Here is a 16,403-nt window from a genome sequence, read left to right as displayed (position 1 = left end):
TACATCATGACCAACATCCCCCGACTCGACCGGCGCCGCGCGGCTGCGCTGTTCGGCGACGACACCGGTGCGGCCACGGCCGAGTACGCCATCACCACGATGGCCGCGGTCGCCTTCGCCGGGCTCCTCGTCGTCATCATGCGGTCCGATGAGGTTCGCGGGATCCTCACCGATCTCGTCCGGCGCGCGCTCACCGTGTCGTGATGCCTATCCGGAGGAGCGCCGGTCGCGGCGGGGTGGGGGAGCGAGGCTCCGTCGCCGCAGAACTTGCTCTCGCGCTGCCCGCGGTGGTCCTGACGCTCCTCCTCGGTGCGGGCGCGCTCGGCGCGGCTTCGCGCCAGGTGGCGCTGCAGGATGCGTCGGCGGATGCGGCCCGTCTCCTCGGGCGCGGCGAGGGCGCGGACGCCGCGCAGCGCGTGGTGGGCGCGGCCGTCTCGGGCGCAGGGATCTCGACGTCGCACTCGGGCGACCTGGTGTGCGTCACGGCGACGTTCGAGGCTTCCGTCGGCGCATTGGTGCGGCTGCCACTGCAGGCGTCGAGCTGTGCGCTCGACGGAGGCCGCTGATGGCGGGCACGGCGGTGGCCGCGGGGGTCTTGGCGGCCGCGGCCGCGCTCTCGCTCGGGCTCGCCGCCGTCGGTGGAGCGGCGGTGACGGCGCAGCGCGCTGCCGGGGCGGCTGATGCCGCGGCGCTCGCCGCAGCCGATGCCGCGAGCGGCGCCGTGCCGAACGCAGCGGAGCCCTGCGCGCTCGCCGGGCGGGTCGCGGAGGCGGCGGGCGCGGCGCTCACCGGCTGCTCGCTCGAGGGCTTCGTGGCGACCGTGGAGGTGCAGGCGGCGTACGCTGGACTCGCAGCCGTCTCCCGAGCCCGTGCCGGGCCACCCGAGGGACAGTGACGGCCGTGCGACCTCACTCACTGTGAACGACCCCACACAGTGGTGTGTATGGTGTGCTTCGAAGAAAGGACGCACCCTTGGCTGAAGGCAAGAAGCTCGTCATCGTCGAGTCCCCGACGAAGATGCGGTCTATTCAGGGATACCTCGGCGACGGCTATGAGGTACTCAGCTCCGTCGGCCATATCCGCGACCTCGCTGACAAGAAGGACATCCCGGCCGCCGACAAGCAGGCGTACGGGAAGTACTCCATCGACATCGACAACGGGTTCGACCCGTACTACGTCGTCTCCGATCGCAAGACCAAGACGGTCGCCGAACTCAAGCGCGCCCTGAAGAGCGCCGACGAGCTCCTGCTCGCCACTGATGAGGACCGCGAGGGCGAGGCCATCGCCTGGCACCTGCTCGAGACGCTCAAGCCCAAGGTCCCCGTAAAGCGCATGGTGTTCCACGAGATCACCAAGGACGCGATCCAGGCCGCGGTCGGCAACACCCGCGAACTCGATCACGACCTCGTCGACGCGCAGGAGACCCGCCGCATCCTCGATCGTCTGTACGGCTGGGACGTCTCGCCTGTGCTCTGGTACAAGGTCAAGACGGGCATCTCGGCCGGACGCGTGCAGTCCGCCGCCACCCGCCTGATCGTCGACCGGGAGCGCGAGCGCATGGCGTTCACCTCTGCCGAATACTGGGACGTCGATGCCCAGGCGGCCGCGACCGGCACATCCTTCAAGATCCGTCTCGTGCGCGTCGACGGCGGCCAGCTCGCCCGCGGCACCGACTTCGATGATGACGGAAAGCTCAAGAAGGCCGTCGTCATCCTCGACGAGGCCACCGCCGCAGCGCTCGCCGAGGCGGTCGACGCCGTCGGCACCGGAAGCGTCACCAAGGTCGAGGCCAAGCCGGGAACGCGCAGCCCATACGCGCCGTTCACGACCTCCACGATGCAGCAGGAGGCGGGGCGCAAGCTCTCGATGGGAGCCAAGCAGGCGATGGGTGTGGCCCAGCGGCTGTACGAAAAGGGTTACATCACTTATATGCGTACCGACTCCACGTCGCTGAGCACCCAGGCGGTGCAGGCGGCACGGAGCCAGGCGGTCGCGCTGTACGGCGACGCCGCGGTGCCGCTGAAGCCGCGCGTCTACAAGTCCAAGAGCAAGAACGCGCAGGAGGCGCACGAGGCGATCCGCCCCTCCGGTGACAACTTCCGCACGCCGGCCTCCCTGTCGTCGGAACTGGATCGTGACGAGCAGCGCCTCTACGACCTCATCTGGAAGCGCACGGTCGCGAGCCAGATGTCCGACGCGAAGTATGAGACCACCACGGTCACCATCGCCGTCGATGCCGCCGGGAAGAAGGCGGAGTTCACGGCGTCCGGAACCGTGTACATCTTCAAGGGCTTCCTGGAGGCCTACGAAGAGGGGCGCGACGAGAAGCGCGGCGATGCGGATGCCGCCGAGAACCAGTCGCTGCCCGCCGTGGCCGTCGGCGATCAGCTCGCGGTGTCGGATGCCGAGGCGAAGGGGCATCGCACCACGCCGAAGCCGCGCTACACCGAGGCGTCGCTCGTGAAGGTGCTCGAGGAGAAGGGCATCGGCCGTCCCTCGACGTTCGCCTCGATCCCCGAGACCATCCTCGATCGCGGCTACGCGGTCAAGCGCGGACAGGCGCTCGTGCCGACCTGGCTCGCGTTCAGCGTGGTCCGGCTGCTCGAGGAGCACTTCGCCGAGCTGGTCGACTACGACTTCACCGCCGCGCTCGAGGACGACCTCGACACGATCGCCCGCGGCGAGCAGAACCGGGTGGAGTGGCTCAAGTCGTTCTACTTCGGCTCCGACTCGCACACGGGGCTTCGTCAGGTCGTCGACAACCTCGGCGAGATCGACGCGCGGGCCCTCAACTCCACCCGCATCACCGACACGGCCACGCTGCGCTTCGGCAAGTACGGCCCGTACCTCGAGGTCGCCGACCCGGAGAACCCCGACGCCAAGCCGCGCATCGTCAACGTGCCGGAAGACCTCGCGCCCGACGAGCTGACCGCCGAGAAGGCACAGGAGCTCATCGACGCCCCCGTCGCGGGCGACCGCGTGCTGGGCGAGAACCCGGAGAACGGCAAGATCGTCGTCGTCAAGGACGGCCGGTTCGGTCCGTACGTGCAGGAGAACGACCCGGTGTCCGAGGACGCCGCGGTCGACGAGGCGACCGGCGAGGTCGTCGAGGCCCCGAAGCCGAAGCGCGGCGCGAAGAAGGAGGCGGCTCCGAAGCCGCGCACCGCATCGCTCTTCCGCTCGATGTCCGTCGACGAAATCGACCTCGACACGGCCCTGAAGCTGCTGAGTCTGCCGCGAGTGGTGGGCGTCGACCCCGAATCCGGTGACGAGATCACGGCGCAGAACGGCCGCTTCGGTCCCTACCTGAAGAAGGGCACCGACTCGCGGTCGCTCGAGAGCGAGTCGCAGATCTTCGACGTCACGCTCGAACAGGCGCTCGAGATCTACTCCCAGCCGAAGTACGGCGCCGGACGCCGTGCGTCCAGCGCACTCGCCGAGTTCGAGGCGGACCCCGTCAGCGGCAAGCCGATCCGCATCCGCGACGGCCGCTTCGGCGCCTACGTGACCGATGGCGAGACGAACGTCACGATCCCGCGCGGCCAGACCGTCGACGACATCACCTTCGAGATCGCGGTGCAGATGCTCGCCGACAAGCGTGCGAAGGGGCCGGCCCCGAAGCGCGGCGCAGCCAAGAAGGCGCCGGCCAAGAAGGCGCCCGCCAAGAAGCCCGCAGCCAAGACCGCGGCGAAGAAGACTCCAGCGAAGAAGACTGCGGCGAAGAAGACCACGGCGGCGACGTCGGCCGCACGCTCGGCGGCGGCGAAGAAGGCAGCGGCCACGCGTGCAGCCAACGCCGCCGCGAAGGCTGCGGAGAAGGCGGGCTCGTGACCCCGGGCCACGGGGTGTGGATCACGCTCGAAGGCGGCGACGGCACGGGCAAGACCACGCAGTCGGACCTTCTCGCGGAGTGGCTCGAAAGCACGGGCCGAACGGTCGTGCGCACGCGGGAACCCGGCGGATCCGAAGTCGGGCAGCTCATCCGCGACATCGTGCTGCATCATCGCGGTGACATCGCGCCGCGCGCCGAGGCACTGCTGTATGCGGCCGACCGCGCGCATCATGTCGCGACGGTCGTGCGGCCCGCACTCGACCGCGGCGACGTGGTGCTGCAGGACCGCTACCTCGACTCGTCCGTGGCCTACCAGGGCGCCGGCCGCGTGCTCGATGCGGCGGAAATCCGCGACCTGTCCCTGTGGGCGGCCGAAGGCGCGCTGCCCGACCTGACCGTGCTGCTCGACCTCGACCCCACGGTGGCTCGTACCCGCCTCGACTCCGCCGACAAGCCGTTCGACCGACTGGAAGCAGAACAGGCGGAGTTCCACGGCCGCGTGCGCGATGCGTACCTCGCCCTCGCGGCGGCCGAGCCCGACAGGTTCTTCGTGCTCGACGCCGCCGCAGCGCCGTCGATGATCGCGGAGCAGATCCGCGCTCGGGTCGCCGCTCTTCTGGGCTGACCCGGTCGAACGACACCCGTGCCGTTCGGCGTCGGTGGTCCCGATTAGGCTGAGTGCATGCCTCCCACCGTTCCTGCTCCTTTCCCGTGGGCGGATGTGTGGGGGCAGGATGCCGCCGTCGACACGCTCCGTGCGGCCGCATCCGATCCGGCTGCGCTCTCGCACGCCTGGTTGATCACGGGTCCGCCCGGATCCGGCCGTTCGACTCTCGCGTACGCGTTCGCGGCGGCGCTGATCGCCGACCACCCCGACGATGAGGCGGTGATGCGCCAGGTCTTCGCGGGCACCCATCCGGATGTCACGGCGCTCCGCACCGACAAGGTCATCATCACGATCGCCGAGGCCCGCGCTCTCGTCGAGCGCTCCTACTTCGCACCCTCCGCCGGTCGATACCGCGTCATCGTGGTCGAAGACGCCGATCGCATGGTCGAACGCACCTCCAACGTGCTGCTGAAAGCCCTCGAGGAGCCGCCCGAGCAGACGGTGTGGATCCTGTGCGCGCCCAGCGAGGCCGATCTGCTGCCGACGATCCGCTCGCGGGTGCGCTCCCTGCGACTGCGTGAGCCGGATGTCGCCGATGTCGCCCGGCTCATCAGCCTGCGCACGGGGGTCGACGAAGCCGTCGCCGAGCAGGCCGCTCGGCACGCGCAGCGCCACATCGGCATGGCGCAGCGACTCGCCACCGATGATGCGGCGCGGCGTCGGCGCGACGAGACCCTTCGCGCGGTCATCGGCGTCCGCGGTGTCGGCGATGCGGTCGACGTGGCGGGGCGGATCATCCAGGCCGCGACCGACGACGCGAAAGCACTGACCGCGGAGCGCGACGCGCAGGAACGGGCTTCGCTCTTGCGCACGATCGGCATCGCCGAGGGGCAGGCCGTACCTCCGGCGCTGCGCACGCAGCTCTCGGCCCTCGAAGACGATCAGAAGAAGCGTGCCACGCGCAGTCTGCGTGACGGGATCGACCGCGTGCTGACCGACATGCAGTCGCTGTTCCGCGACGTCATCATGCTCCAGTTCGGCCGCGGAGACGACCTCATCAACAGCGAGCTGCGCTCCGAGCTGGAGCGCCTGGCATCGGCCTGGCCCGAGGCCCGTACCCTTGTCGTACTTGACCACCTTGCCGAGACGCGGCAGTCGCTGGAGCGCAACGTCGCTCCGCTGCTCGCGCTGGAGAGCTTGCTCGTGACGATCACGAGCGGGAGGAAACCGTGAATCACCGATCGACTTCCCGCTTCCGTCGCGCCGCCGCGGTCATCGCCGGCATCGCCGCGGCATCCGTCGCCCTCTCGGGCTGCCTCTACGCGATGATCCCCGAGCAGTCCTCGCGGCCGGCGACCACCATCGTCCCCGACACCGAGGGTGTCGCCGAAGACCTGCTGCCCTTCTACTCGCAGGAGCTCGAGTGGACGGACTGCGGTCCCGGCTTCGACTGCACCGACGTGACGGCGCCGCTCGACTGGGAGAACCCGGGAGCCGGTGACATCAGCCTGTCGGTGATCCGGCACCGAGCGCAGGGGACCCCCGTCGGCTCCCTGTTGACGAACCCGGGCGGCCCCGGCTCGAGCGGTGTGGAGCTCGTCCAGAGCAGCCTCGACTTCGCCGTCGGGCCCGATCTCATCGAGAACTACGACGTGATCGGCTTCGACCCGCGCGGAGTCGGCGGCTCGACCGCGGTGACCTGCTACGACGCGTCCGAGATGGACGACTACCTCTACGGCATCCCCTCCGCAGCCCGCGGCACCGCCGAGTGGGAGGCCGAGCTGCTCGATGCGCACAAGTCGTTCGCCGAGGCGTGCGAGGCGAACAGTGAAGGCATCCTGCCGCACGTCACCACGGTCAACTCCGCCCGCGACATGGACCTGATCCGCGCCGTGCTGGGCGACAAGCAGCTGAACTACCTCGGGTACTCCTACGGCACGTTCCTCGGCGCGACCTACGCCAAGCTGTACCCCGCGAAGGCCGGGCGCCTGGTGCTCGACGGTGCTATCGACCCCGCGGTTCCGGGGCTCGAGGTGGGCGCCACTCAGGCGCTGGGGTTCGAGTCGGCGCTGCGCGCCTACATGCAGAACTGTCTCGACTCGGGAAGCTGCCCCTTCAACGGAACGGTGGATGAGGCGATGGCCGACCTCGGGGCGCTGCTGGCGAGTGTCGATCGCACGCCGCTCGAGAACGGCGACGGACGCTTGATGGGAGCGGACTCCCTGCTGACGGCGATCATCGCCGCGCTGTACGCCCAGGAGAGTTGGGAGATCCTCACCCAGGCCCTCGACGAGGCGCTCCAGGGCGACCCGACCACCGCATTCCTGCTCGCCGACTTCTACAACAAGCGCGGCGACGACGGGGTCTACACCGACAATTCCACCGAGGCTTTCCGGGCATACAACTGCATGGACTACCCGGTCGAAGACGACCCGGCCGCCGAAGCCGCGACCGAGGCCAAGATCGCCGAGGGGGCTCCGACGATCGCCCCGTACTGGACCGGACCCGACTCCTGCGAGGTCTGGCCTTACCCGCCGACCGGCACGCGGGGGGAGATCACGGCTGAGGGCGCAGGCCCCATCCTCGTGATCGGCACGACGAACGATCCTGCAACGCCGTACGAGTGGTCCGAGTCGCTGGCCGACCAACTCGAAGAAGGCGTCCTCATCACTCGCGTCGGCGAGGGACATACCGGCTACAACAAGGGCAACGTGTGCGTGGACGACGCCGTCGAGGCGTTCCTGCTCGACGATGTGGTGCCCGAAGACGGCCTGCGCTGCGAGTGAAGCGGGCTCGATTCGCGAGCGAGCACGAGACAGGGTAATATCGGTGATCGCGCCGCTCACGCGTCGCACGCCGCTTTAGCTCAGTCGGCAGAGCATTTCACTCGTAATGAAAAGGTCGTCAGTTCGATTCTGACAAGCGGCTCCGAAGGCCCCGTGATGCGAAGAACATCACGGGGCCTTTCCCGTTCCTCCGGCGTACCCTCGAAGCATGAGCAGAGCGCTTCTCATCGTCGATGTCCAGAACGATTTCACCGAAGGCGGGGCCCTCGCGGTCGCGGGCGGTGATGCGGTCGCGGCCGCTGTCACGGGCTTCCTCGCCGCGCATTCCTCCGACTACGCAGTGATCATCGCCTCGCGGGACTGGCATGACGCGGAGGGCGACAACGGCGGGCACTTCGCGGAGACGCCTGACTTCGTCGACTCGTGGCCGGTGCACTGCGTCGCGGGCACCGAAGGCGCGGAGTACGACCCGCTCCTGGGGACGGATGCCGTGACGCACCACGTCCGCAAGGGGCAGGGCAAGCCCGCGTATTCGATGTTCGAGGGACAGACGGAGACGGGGGAGACCGTCGGTGCCCTGCTGACTGCCGCGGGAGTGCTCAGCGCCGATGTGGTCGGCATCGCCACCGACCATTGCGTGCGCGCGTCTGCACTGGATGCGATCGCACACGGCGTCCATGTGCGGATTCTGACCGACCTCATCGCCGGGGTTGCTCCGGAACCGAGCGAAGCGGCCCTCGCCGAACTCGTGCACGCGGGAGCAGAACTGGTCGAGAGCGCCGACGCGTGAGCCGCAGCGTCCTGCTGCTCCGAGCCGTGAACGTCAGTGGGCGCAACAGCGTTCCGATGGTGCGGTTGCGGGAGGTTCTGGCGACCGAGACCGAACTCGCCGACGTGTCGACCTACATCGCGAGCGGCAACATCATCTGCGCGACCCCGAAGAACCCGGATGCCGCATGCGCGGCCGTGCGCGCCGCGATCCAGGAGGAGTTCGGGGTCGACACCCCGGTCATCCATCGCACGCACGCGCAGTTGGTCGCGTCGGAGTCCGCCCAGCCGTTCCCCGAGGGTGACGTGAAGTTCGTGCACGCGATGTTCCTCGAGGGGCCGCCGTCCGACGGAGCGGTCGAGGCGTTGGAGGAGCGGCTCCGGCCCGAGGAGCGTCTCGCACTGATCGGGGACGACCTGTGGATCGACTACGGAAGCGGCGGTGTGCACTCCACCAAACTCACCAAGGCCGTGCTCGATCGGGCACTGGGCGTCGCCGGGACGGCGCGAAACCTCCGCACGACACGGAAACTCATCGAGCTGACGGCGTGATTGCACCGGATGCCGTCGAGCTGGCCCTGCCGTTCACGGGGCGGTGGCTGGTTCAGAACAGTCCCGCATCCCGCGTTCCGAGCCACGGCACGGAATTGTTCGGCACATCGCACGCGATCGACTTCGTGCCTGTCGATCCGGACGGGCGCAGCGCGCCCCGCACACTCGCGAGTCTGATCGGCACGGAGGCTCCGGAGTCATTCGCGGGGTTCGGCCGCCCGATTCTCAGCCCGGTGGAGGGCGAGGTCGTGGCCCTCCACGACGGCGAGATCGACCACGTCGCGCGTCGCTCCCCGCTGTCGCTGATCGGGTACGCGCTCACTCAGTCGTCGCGCATCCGCGGGGGTGCTCCGGCGATCGCCGGCAATCACGTGGTCGTCCGCGTGGGCGGCGGACTCGTGCTTCTCGCCCATCTGCGCAGGGGGAGCATCCGCGTGAGGCAGGGGCAGAACGTGGCGATCGGCGAGCAGCTGGGCGAGTGCGGGAACTCGGGCAACAGCACCGAACCGCACGTGCACGTTCAGGTGTCCGACTCGCTCGGGCGCGAAGCCCGGGGCGTCCCGATCCTGTTCGCTCGGCTCGGCGGTGCCCGGTGGGTTCCGCGGAACGGTGAGATCGTCGAGGCCTGAGTCTCAGCCTCGGACCGCGCCCGCCTCCGTACTCAGCGCGGCCGGCGGTGTGTGCGGGTGTGACTGCAGGTCGACGCGGCGTATGCCGCAGTCCCCACACCGCACGTAGAGGACGACGCCCTCACTCGTCGGATGCCGGGACTCGACGACCCAGGAATGCTCGTGCGTCTCTGCCGAGGGTCGGACGCGGGGGATCGGGAGCGTGTTCTGCGAGGTCATGCCTCCAGCGTGATGTAATGGTCTTATGCATCTCAACCCTTACGGCGAATACGCGGTGCTGCTGGCTGCCTCGCTGGCCAACGACTGGCCGGCCGATCGTGCCGGGATCGAGGAGCGCACCCTCGAACTGGGCATGACCCAGACCTTCCCGCCGGCCGACGACGACCACGAGCAGGTCAGGGTGGTCATCGACGACTGGCTCGCAATCGTCGATGAGCCCGACCCCGACGCCCGCGCTCTGCTGCTCAACGGCCAGCTCGCGGCCGCGGCCGCTTATCCGCGGCTCACGAACCACGACGGCGAAGGCTGGCACCTGCACTACCGTGACGACGTGCCGTCGCTGCCGTACGTGCTGCGGGCGATCATCAGCCTCGGCACATCGCTCCACCTCGTCACGCGGGGGATGAGCAGGCTCGGGAGGTGCCAGGCGGAGCCGTGCACGAACGTCGTCGCCGACGTGACCCGCAACGGTCGTCAGCGCTTCTGCTCCGTGCGCTGCGCGAACCGCGCCGCCGTCCGGCGCCATCGGGCCCGCGTCTGAGGGATCGAGACTTTCGGCCACACCTCGCGGCCGCGTCCTCTGCCAGGATTGCCGGAAAGACGAGGAGACGATGTGACCGACGTGATCGTGAATGTGGACAACTTCGCCCGCGCGGAGACCGACGCGATGATCAGCCGCATGCTGCAGCTATCCGGAGCGGTGAACGAGATCTATCACGATCGGCAGCTCGCCCCGCTCGAGAACCAGCCCGTGATCCGGCAGAACCGCGACACCCTGTACTCGTTCGCGATCGTCGACATCTCCCGGGGGGCGCGGTTCAGGCTTCCGCCGGTCGGCGACCGGTACGTCTCGGTCATGGTCATCAACCAGGACCACTACATCAATCGAGTGCTGCACGAGTCGGGAACCTACGACCTGACGACGGAGGAGTTCGGCTCCGACTTCGTGGTCGTCGCCGCGCGAACCCTGTTCGATCCGTCCGATCTCGATGACATCGCCGAGGTCCACGCCATCCAGGATGGGATGCACCTCGAAGCCGCGTCGGCGAGGCCTTTCACGTCGTCGGGCTTCGACGCGAACACGCACAAGACGACGCGGGATCTCCTGCTGGCGCTGGCGCGGGGTCTTCCCGGGTACTCGAAGAGCTTCGGGAGCGTCGATCAGGTCGACCCCGTGCACCACCTCCTGGGAACGGCGTCCGGCTGGGGCGGTCTGCCCGACGACGAGGCTCAGTACGTATCCGTGTTTCCGGACCTCCCGCCGGGGCGGTACCGGATCACCCTTCGCGACGTGCCGGCGGACGCGTTCTACTCCGTCAGCGTCTACAACGGCGACGGCTATTTCGAGCCCGGACCTTCGGGTGCCACCAACGTCAACGACGTGTTCGGAGTGAAGGACCCGGATGGGGGTCTGACCGTCTGGCTCGGAGACTTCGACGACGACCGTCCCAACCAGGTCCCTACGCCGGAGGGGTGGAATCTGCTGATCCGTCTGTACCGGCCGCGGCTCGACGAGCTGTCGGGTTGGACTCCGCCCACCGTGGAGCCGGCTGACTGAGAGCCCCGTCAGGCGGTCTGCCCGGAGTGCTTCCCCTCGCCGATCTCCTCGACGAGCTTCGCGTTGAAGGCGGGCAGGTCGTCAGGCGTGCGGCTGGAGACGAGGCCCTCGTCGACCACGACCTCTTCGTCCACCCAGGTCGCCCCGGCGTTGCGGAGATCCGTCGTCAGGCTCGGGTAGCTGGTGAGCGTCCGCCCGTCCACGACCCCTGCCTCGATGAGGATCCAGGCCCCGTGGCAGATCACGCCCACCGGCTTGTGCTGCTCGAAGAAGGCCCGCGCCAGGGCGATCGACGGCTTGTCGAGGCGCAGGTGGTCGGCGTTCACGACGCCGCCGGGCAGCACGAGCGCATCGAACTGATCGGCCGTCGTCTCGGAGGCGAGCAGATCGACGGCCTGCTCATGACCGTTCTTCCCGGTGATCGCGGCGCCGTCGGGAGCGATCAGCGTCGCGCTGGCTCCCTCGGCCGTCACCGCATCCCACGGGCTGGTGAGCTCGCTGTCCTCGAATCCGTCCGTCGCCAGAAATGCCACTCGGTTGCCGGTGAGAGCCATGGTTCGTCGTCCTTTCGTGGAGGGTCGTCCGCGGATCGCGGATGAGTCGACCCTCTCCCGGACGCTTCGAAGTGTGAAGGGGGTGGCCGCGATGTAGAGCCGGTGATACAGGAGAAGCCCGCGTCTCCGGAGCGCTCCCGTCGCATTCCGCTGCTCCGGCAGTAGCATCCAGACATGCGCGTTCGTCCTGCTCTCGTCCTCCTGCCGATGCTCGTTCTGCTCGCGGCCTGCGCCCCTGAGCCGGCCCCGAGCCCGTCGCCGTCGGCATCGGAGACATCCGGCACGGAGTCGCCGACTCCCACGCCGTCGCAGACCGCCACCCCCACGCCGGACCCGACGGAGGCCGCCTCGGAGTTCACCGGGTCCCAGCTCGTGAAACTCTGCACCGAGCGGACGCGCAGCCTCGCGCCGGACGCGACCTACTTCGCCGACATGGCGACCACCGAATGGCTCGGGGAGAAGTCCCTCTGGTTCGTGGTCATCCCCAAGACGCTGGACGACCAGGACACCGTCGCGGTGTGCGCGATCGGTGGCACCCCGAAAGCCCCGACATTCGAACTCGAAGGCGAGTCCCTGCCCAGTGGGGTGGCCGACATCCGCGAGGAACTGCTGGCAGGCACACACGACGGCGAATCCTGAGAGGGATGCCGAGGTGCGGCCTTCACGGTGGGCCCCGTGGGGCTCGAACCCACGACCCGCGGATTAAAAGTCCGATGCTCTGCCAACTGAGCTAGAGGCCCCTCCCCAAAGTCTAGTGCGCACGACGAGGGGCCGTCGGCGACAGAACGTCGCCGACGGCCCCTTTTCCTTCCCGGGTGGCTCCCCCTACCCCGGGAAGGTCGTCGGCCGGGTCCTCCTCCCGGCCATCCCGTGCTTAGGAAGCCGGGGGCATCAGGACCGTGTCGATCAGGTACACGGTCGCGTTCGCGGTCTGGACTCCACCGCAGACGACCTTGGCGTCGTTGACCATCCACTCGTCGCCGCTGCCGGTGACCTCGAGGTCGGCACCCTGGACCGTCGTGTGCATGCCCTCGATGTCGGCCGGCTCGATCTGGCCGGGGACCACGTGGTAGGTCAGGATCGAGCTCAGCGTCTCGCTGTCGGTCTTAAGTGCCTCGATCGTGGCGGGGTCGATCTTCGCGAAAGCGTCATCCACCGGTGCGAACACCGTGAACTCGTCTCCGTTGAGCGTGTCGACGAGGTTCACATCGGGGTTGAGCTGTCCGCTCACTGCGGCGACCAGGGTGGTCAGCATCGGGTTGTTGGATGCGGCGACGGCGACCGGGTCCTGGGACATGCCCTGGATCGAGCCTGCGCCCTCCGGAACGGCTTCCGCGTAGGCGGCGCAACCGGGTCCGACCAGGTTCGCGGCCGGGTCCATCTCCTCCATCGGCGTCGACTCCGACGTCTCCGGAGTCTTGGGCTCGGTGGACTCCTCCGTGGTGCTGCCGCTGCCCATCGAACAGGCGGAGAGCAGGAACGCGCTCGCCAGGCCGAGGGTGATGGCTGCGGTGACCTTCTTCTTGGTGCTGAACATGTCGAGCTCCTTCAGAACTGAGCCACGGCCTCTCCGTGGCGTCGAGGGCTGTTCGGAGCACCTTCGAGATCGGATGGGAGAAATCTCAGAAATCTCTCAGATCGACGGAATCCAATCCGTTGTCGTCCCCGGAGCGAACAGCTCCCGACAGAAGTGGGGACCTCATGGACCTGATCATCATCGGCCTGCTCGGCGGGCTCATCACCGGCATCTCGCCGTGCATCCTGCCCGTGCTGCCCGTGATCTTCCTCACCGGGGGCGCGCAGTCGGCGCGCTATGAAGACGAGGTGGTGCCCGCCAAGCGGAGCCGCCCCTACTTCGTGATCGCCGGACTGGTGCTGAGCTTCACGCTCGTCACGCTCGGCGGCTCCCTGCTGCTCGGTCTGCTGAACCTGCCGCAGGACATCATCCGCTGGGTCGGCATCGCGGTGCTGATCATCATCGGCGTCGGGCTCATCGTGCCGAGGTTCCAGCACATCCTCGAGCGGCCGTTCCAGCGGTTCGGCCAGCGCGAGGTGAAGAACCGGGGGAGTGGCTTCGGCGTGGGCCTCGCGCTCGGCGCGGTGTTCGTGCCGTGCGCCGGCCCCGTGCTCGCCGCCATCATCGTCGCGGGCTCCACCGGACAGATCGGCATCGGCACCGTGCTCCTCACCGTGTCGTTCTCGATCGGGGTGGCTGTGCCGCTGCTGATCTTCGCGCTCGCCGGTCGCAGCGTCGTCGAGCGCATCCGCTCGTTCCGCTCGAAGGAGCGCGGACTGCGCATCGCCGCGGGTGTCGCGATGATCGCGCTGGCCGTCGGCCTCGTGTTCAACGTGCCCCAGGCCCTGCAGCGTCTGCTCCCGGACTACACCGCGCCCCTGCAGGAGCAGATCGCCGACTCCGACCAGGTGAAGGACGCCCTCGATCTCGGCGGACTCGTCAACGACGAGAACAAAGACCTCGACAAGTGCACCAACGGCGCGGAAGAGCTGGAATCGTGCGGCACGGCCCCGTCGATCAAGGGCATCCAGGAGTGGCAGAACACGCCGAACGGCGAGGCACTCGACCTGAAGGATCTGCGCGGCCAGGTGGTGCTGATCGACTTCTGGGCGTACTCGTGCATCAACTGCCAGCGCTCCCTCCCGCACGTCGTGGCCTGGGATGAGACATACCGCGATGCGGGTCTCCAGGTGATCGGCATCCACTCTCCGGAGTACGCCTTCGAGAAGGATCCGGGCAACGTGGCAGCCGGTGCCCGCGACTTCGGCATCGAGTACCCCGTCGCCCTCGACAACAACCTGTCGACATGGACGAACTACCGCAACCGCTACTGGCCCGCCCACTACCTGATCGATGCGGAGGGAACCGTGCGTCACATCTCGTTCGGCGAGGGCAACTACGCCGCGACCGAGTCGATGATCCGGGAGCTGCTGAAGGACGCGGATCCCTCCGTGGAACTGCCCGCCGCGACGGACGTCGAGGATGACACGCCGGATGTGGGGTCGACGACGAGGGAGACCTTCCTCGGCTCGTCGAAAGACGTGAACTACGGCGGCGACGGCGACTACCGCGCCGGGACGAATGCGTACACGACCCCGAAGGATCAGCCGGCCGACAGCTTCGCGCTCGACGGCGACTGGACGATCGAGACGCAGTTCGCGACGCCCGAGGGCGACGACGGCCGGATCAGCCTCGAGTATCACGCCGCCGAGGTGCGGGTCGTGGTCGCCGGGACGGGAGACATCGAGCTCCGCCGCGATGAGGGCTCGACGGAGACCATCGCGGTCGACGGGACTCCACGCTCCTACGAGCTGCTGAAGCAGGACGACATCGACGAAGGCACCCTCACGCTCGACGTGCCGCCGGGGATCCAGGTCTATTCCTTCACATTCGGGTGACGTCTGCGCGGGTAAGGAGAGGAGATGCGGCATGCTTGTGGAGATGGTCATCGACGGAATGGACGTCCCGGAGGACGGTGCGACGCAGGATGCCGTCGGCGACCTCATCGTGCGCGTCGCCGACGGTGATCAGGCTGCGTTCGCGGCGCTCTACGACGCCCTCTCCTCCCGCGCGTTCGGGCTGATCCTCCGCGTGCTGGTGAACCGGGCGCAGAGCGAGGAAGTCCTGCAGGAGGTCTTCCTGGAGATCTGGCAATCCGCTTCCCGCTTCGCTCCGAACAGAGGTCAAGGACGAACGTGGGTCATGACGATCGCACATCGTCGGGCCGTCGACCGGGTGCGGGCATCGCAGTCGAGCGCCGACCGCGATGTGCGGGCCGGGTTCAAGGACATCGGAGTGGCACACGACAGCGTGGCAGAGCAGGTGGAGTTGGGGATCGAAGGCGAGAAGGTCGTCGACGCTCTCTCGGGGCTTCCTGAGGTGCAGCGCGAGGCACTCGTCCTCGCCTACTACGGCGGTTACAGTCAGAACGAGATCGCGGCCCTGGTGGGCGCGCCGCTGGGGACGATAAAGACACGGATGCGAGACGGGCTGACCCGTCTGCGCACGGCGATGGGGGTGACGGCATGAACGAGAACGAATTCGCAGAGCTCGCGGCAGGTGCCGCCCTGCACGCGCTTTCGGCAGAAGACGAGCGCCGTTTCCGTGATGCGCTCGCGGCACACCCCGAGTGGCAGACCATCGTCGAGGCGGATGCCGCTGCGGCCGGTCTGCTCGCCGAGACGGCCGCGACGGTCGATCCACCCGCGAGCATCCGATCGGCTCTGCTCGCCCAGATCGCCACGACGCCGCAGGGGAGCGCACCGTACGCAGACGAGCCGCGTGCGGCCGCTCCTGCACCGGAACCCGCGTCCGCGGCCGCACCCGCGGCCGCACCCGCGGCCGCACCCGCGGCCGAGAGTCGTGCAGCGGAAGAGACCGCCGCCGAGGTTCCGACGCGGAAGCCGCACCGTTGGGGTCGCGCGGTCTTCGCGTTGGCTGCATGCCTCGCGGTCCTCGTCGGTGTCGGCGTCGGCGCGGTCGCCCTGAACCAGCAGCTCAACCGCCCCGCGAGCGTGGTCGCCCTGCAGGAGATCGAAGCGGCCGGAGACGCCGAGCAGGCGACGGTCGAGCTCGATGACGGCGGGACGGCGACGGCGCACTGGTCGGGCTCGGTCGGAAAGGCCGTGCTCGTGGCCGACGGGCTCCCGAGTCCGGGGGAGGGCGAGACCTACGAACTCTGGTTCGTGCGCGGTGACGCTCCCGTCTCGGCAGGCGTGTTCGATGTCGACGGCGGAGATGCGACCGCCCTGCTCGACGGCGACATGCAGGCGGGCGATGCGATCGCGGTCACGGTCGAGCAGGCCGGCGGATCGCCGACCGGGCAGCCGACGTCCGACCCGGTGATCGTCATCCCCACGGCCTGAACGCCGCTGATCGCGCG

At 68.6% G+C, this 16,403-nt stretch carries 19 protein-coding genes and 2 tRNA genes; 17 read left to right on the top strand and 4 right to left on the bottom strand.

The features are described from left to right. Nucleotides 1-6 precede the first annotated feature (6 nt). The 11 genes from ACWGO6_RS09685 to ACWGO6_RS09635 all read left to right on the top strand — a co-directional run bounded on the left by ACWGO6_RS09685 (nucleotide 7) and on the right by ACWGO6_RS09635 (nucleotide 9,174). A complete protein-coding gene (locus tag ACWGO6_RS09685; protein ID WP_452326577.1) occupies nucleotides 7-204 on the top strand; it encodes a DUF4244 domain-containing protein in 198 nt (65 codons plus the stop codon). Continuing rightward, nucleotides 204-566, top strand: coding sequence for a TadE family type IV pilus minor pilin (locus ACWGO6_RS09680; protein WP_452326576.1), 363 nt, complete (start codon nucleotides 204-206; stop codon nucleotides 564-566). Before ACWGO6_RS09685 ends, ACWGO6_RS09680 begins: the two co-directional genes overlap by 1 nt. Next, nucleotides 566-895 (top strand): helicase, encoded by a 330-nt coding sequence (locus ACWGO6_RS09675; RefSeq protein WP_452326575.1) that lies wholly within the window; start codon nucleotides 566-568, stop codon nucleotides 893-895. The genes ACWGO6_RS09680 and ACWGO6_RS09675 overlap by 1 nt, the downstream gene beginning before the upstream one ends. 77 nt (nucleotides 896-972) lie before the next feature. Then, entirely contained in the window at nucleotides 973-3,831 is a 2,859-nt protein-coding gene (gene topA, locus ACWGO6_RS09670) for a type I DNA topoisomerase (RefSeq protein WP_452326574.1), read from the top strand. After that, nucleotides 3,828-4,457, top strand: a complete 630-nt coding sequence (tmk, locus tag ACWGO6_RS09665) for a dTMP kinase (protein ID WP_452326573.1) — start codon at nucleotides 3,828-3,830, stop codon at nucleotides 4,455-4,457. Before topA ends, tmk begins: the two co-directional genes overlap by 4 nt. Before the next feature lie 57 nt (nucleotides 4,458-4,514). Beyond that, nucleotides 4,515-5,672: a DNA polymerase III subunit delta' gene (locus ACWGO6_RS09660; RefSeq protein WP_136040566.1), complete on the top strand. Its 1,158-nt coding sequence runs from the start codon at nucleotides 4,515-4,517 to the stop codon at nucleotides 5,670-5,672. After that, complete coding sequence (locus ACWGO6_RS09655; RefSeq protein ID WP_452326572.1) at nucleotides 5,669-7,225, top strand: alpha/beta hydrolase; 1,557 nt, start codon at nucleotides 5,669-5,671, stop codon at nucleotides 7,223-7,225. Before ACWGO6_RS09660 ends, ACWGO6_RS09655 begins: the two co-directional genes overlap by 4 nt. Nucleotides 7,226-7,294: 69 nt before the next feature. After that, nucleotides 7,295-7,367 (top strand) — tRNA-Thr (locus tag ACWGO6_RS09650). A 66-nt stretch (nucleotides 7,368-7,433) separates the two neighbouring features. Continuing rightward, complete coding sequence (locus tag ACWGO6_RS09645) at nucleotides 7,434-8,015, top strand: isochorismatase family protein (protein WP_136040568.1); 582 nt, start codon at nucleotides 7,434-7,436, stop codon at nucleotides 8,013-8,015. Then, nucleotides 8,012-8,545: a DUF1697 domain-containing protein gene (locus ACWGO6_RS09640; RefSeq protein WP_136040569.1), complete on the top strand. Its 534-nt coding sequence runs from the start codon at nucleotides 8,012-8,014 to the stop codon at nucleotides 8,543-8,545. Before ACWGO6_RS09645 ends, ACWGO6_RS09640 begins: the two co-directional genes overlap by 4 nt. Continuing rightward, entirely contained in the window at nucleotides 8,542-9,174 is a 633-nt protein-coding gene (locus ACWGO6_RS09635; RefSeq protein ID WP_452326571.1) for a M23 family metallopeptidase, read from the top strand. The genes ACWGO6_RS09640 and ACWGO6_RS09635 overlap by 4 nt, the downstream gene beginning before the upstream one ends. 3 nt (nucleotides 9,175-9,177) lie before the next feature. On the opposite strand, the gene ACWGO6_RS09630 is transcribed toward ACWGO6_RS09635, so the two are convergent. Further along, the gene (locus ACWGO6_RS09630; RefSeq protein ID WP_452326570.1) at nucleotides 9,178-9,393 is read right to left on the bottom strand and encodes a hypothetical protein; all 216 of its coding nucleotides are present in this window, start codon (nucleotides 9,391-9,393) and stop codon (nucleotides 9,178-9,180) included. 25 nt (nucleotides 9,394-9,418) lie between these two features. On the opposite strand from ACWGO6_RS09630, the gene ACWGO6_RS09625 reads away from it, so the two are divergent. Beyond that, nucleotides 9,419-9,934, top strand: a complete 516-nt coding sequence (locus ACWGO6_RS09625) for a CGNR zinc finger domain-containing protein (protein ID WP_136040572.1) — start codon at nucleotides 9,419-9,421, stop codon at nucleotides 9,932-9,934. 72 nt (nucleotides 9,935-10,006) lie between these two features. Beyond that, nucleotides 10,007-10,951, top strand: a complete 945-nt coding sequence (locus tag ACWGO6_RS09620; protein WP_136040573.1) for a DUF1254 domain-containing protein — start codon at nucleotides 10,007-10,009, stop codon at nucleotides 10,949-10,951. 8 nt (nucleotides 10,952-10,959) lie between these two features. Here ACWGO6_RS09620 and ACWGO6_RS09615 read toward each other — a convergent pair whose 3' ends face one another. Further along, nucleotides 10,960-11,505 carry a type 1 glutamine amidotransferase domain-containing protein gene (locus tag ACWGO6_RS09615; protein WP_376100474.1) on the bottom strand — a complete coding sequence of 182 codons (546 nt, stop codon included), beginning with the start codon at nucleotides 11,503-11,505 and terminating at the stop codon, nucleotides 10,960-10,962. Nucleotides 11,506-11,679: 174 nt separating this feature from the next. Here ACWGO6_RS09615 and ACWGO6_RS09610 point away from each other — a divergent pair, with 174 nt between their 5' ends. Beyond that, nucleotides 11,680-12,144 carry a hypothetical protein gene (locus ACWGO6_RS09610; RefSeq protein WP_452326569.1) on the top strand — a complete coding sequence of 155 codons (465 nt, stop codon included), beginning with the start codon at nucleotides 11,680-11,682 and terminating at the stop codon, nucleotides 12,142-12,144. Nucleotides 12,145-12,172: 28 nt separating this feature from the next. Here the strand turns inward: ACWGO6_RS09610 and ACWGO6_RS09605 are convergent. After that, nucleotides 12,173-12,245, bottom strand: a tRNA-Lys gene (locus ACWGO6_RS09605). A 134-nt stretch (nucleotides 12,246-12,379) separates the two neighbouring features. Then, nucleotides 12,380-13,042 carry a fasciclin domain-containing protein gene (locus ACWGO6_RS09600; RefSeq protein WP_136040576.1) on the bottom strand — a complete coding sequence of 221 codons (663 nt, stop codon included), beginning with the start codon at nucleotides 13,040-13,042 and terminating at the stop codon, nucleotides 12,380-12,382. A gap of 164 nt (nucleotides 13,043-13,206) precedes the next feature. Here ACWGO6_RS09600 and ACWGO6_RS09595 point away from each other — a divergent pair, with 164 nt between their 5' ends. The 3 genes from ACWGO6_RS09595 to ACWGO6_RS09585 are packed head-to-tail and all read left to right on the top strand — an operon-like array spanning nucleotide 13,207 to nucleotide 16,386. After that, nucleotides 13,207-14,919, top strand: a complete 1,713-nt coding sequence (locus ACWGO6_RS09595; RefSeq protein ID WP_452326568.1) for a cytochrome c biogenesis protein DipZ — start codon at nucleotides 13,207-13,209, stop codon at nucleotides 14,917-14,919. A 31-nt stretch (nucleotides 14,920-14,950) separates the two neighbouring features. Next, nucleotides 14,951-15,550, top strand: coding sequence for an ECF RNA polymerase sigma factor SigK (gene sigK / locus ACWGO6_RS09590; RefSeq protein WP_376100463.1), 600 nt, complete (start codon nucleotides 14,951-14,953; stop codon nucleotides 15,548-15,550). Further along, complete coding sequence (locus ACWGO6_RS09585; RefSeq protein WP_452326567.1) at nucleotides 15,547-16,386, top strand: anti-sigma factor; 840 nt, start codon at nucleotides 15,547-15,549, stop codon at nucleotides 16,384-16,386. The genes sigK and ACWGO6_RS09585 overlap by 4 nt, the downstream gene beginning before the upstream one ends. The last annotated feature ends 17 nt before the right edge of the window (nucleotides 16,387-16,403 follow it).

Source organism: Microbacterium sp. NPDC055665, assembly GCF_053618035.1.
The sequence above is the reverse complement of the archived record's forward strand: the minus strand, read 5'-3'. Positions and strand labels throughout refer to the sequence as shown.

Excerpts from the sequence above, each read along its gene's own strand:
- ACWGO6_RS09685 (WP_452326577.1), top strand. The coding sequence starts at position 7 with ATGACCAACATCCCCCGACTCGACCGGCGCCGCGCGGCTGCGCTGTTC.
- ACWGO6_RS09680 (WP_452326576.1), top strand. The coding sequence starts at position 204 with ATGCCTATCCGGAGGAGCGCCGGTCGCGGCGGGGTGGGGGAGCGAGGC.
- ACWGO6_RS09675 (WP_452326575.1), top strand. The coding sequence starts at position 566 with ATGGCGGGCACGGCGGTGGCCGCGGGGGTCTTGGCGGCCGCGGCCGCG.
- ACWGO6_RS09660 (WP_136040566.1), top strand. The coding sequence starts at position 4,515 with ATGCCTCCCACCGTTCCTGCTCCTTTCCCGTGGGCGGATGTGTGGGGG.
- ACWGO6_RS09645 (WP_136040568.1), top strand. The coding sequence starts at position 7,434 with ATGAGCAGAGCGCTTCTCATCGTCGATGTCCAGAACGATTTCACCGAA.
- ACWGO6_RS09630 (WP_452326570.1), bottom strand. The coding sequence starts at position 9,393 with ATGACCTCGCAGAACACGCTCCCGATCCCCCGCGTCCGACCCTCGGCA.
- ACWGO6_RS09625 (WP_136040572.1), top strand. The coding sequence starts at position 9,419 with ATGCATCTCAACCCTTACGGCGAATACGCGGTGCTGCTGGCTGCCTCG.
- ACWGO6_RS09615 (WP_376100474.1), bottom strand. The coding sequence starts at position 11,505 with ATGGCTCTCACCGGCAACCGAGTGGCATTTCTGGCGACGGACGGATTC.
- ACWGO6_RS09610 (WP_452326569.1), top strand. The coding sequence starts at position 11,680 with ATGCGCGTTCGTCCTGCTCTCGTCCTCCTGCCGATGCTCGTTCTGCTC.
- ACWGO6_RS09600 (WP_136040576.1), bottom strand. The coding sequence starts at position 13,042 with ATGTTCAGCACCAAGAAGAAGGTCACCGCAGCCATCACCCTCGGCCTG.
- ACWGO6_RS09595 (WP_452326568.1), top strand. The coding sequence starts at position 13,207 with ATGGACCTGATCATCATCGGCCTGCTCGGCGGGCTCATCACCGGCATC.
- sigK (WP_376100463.1), top strand. The coding sequence starts at position 14,951 with ATGCTTGTGGAGATGGTCATCGACGGAATGGACGTCCCGGAGGACGGT.
- ACWGO6_RS09585 (WP_452326567.1), top strand. The coding sequence starts at position 15,547 with ATGAACGAGAACGAATTCGCAGAGCTCGCGGCAGGTGCCGCCCTGCAC.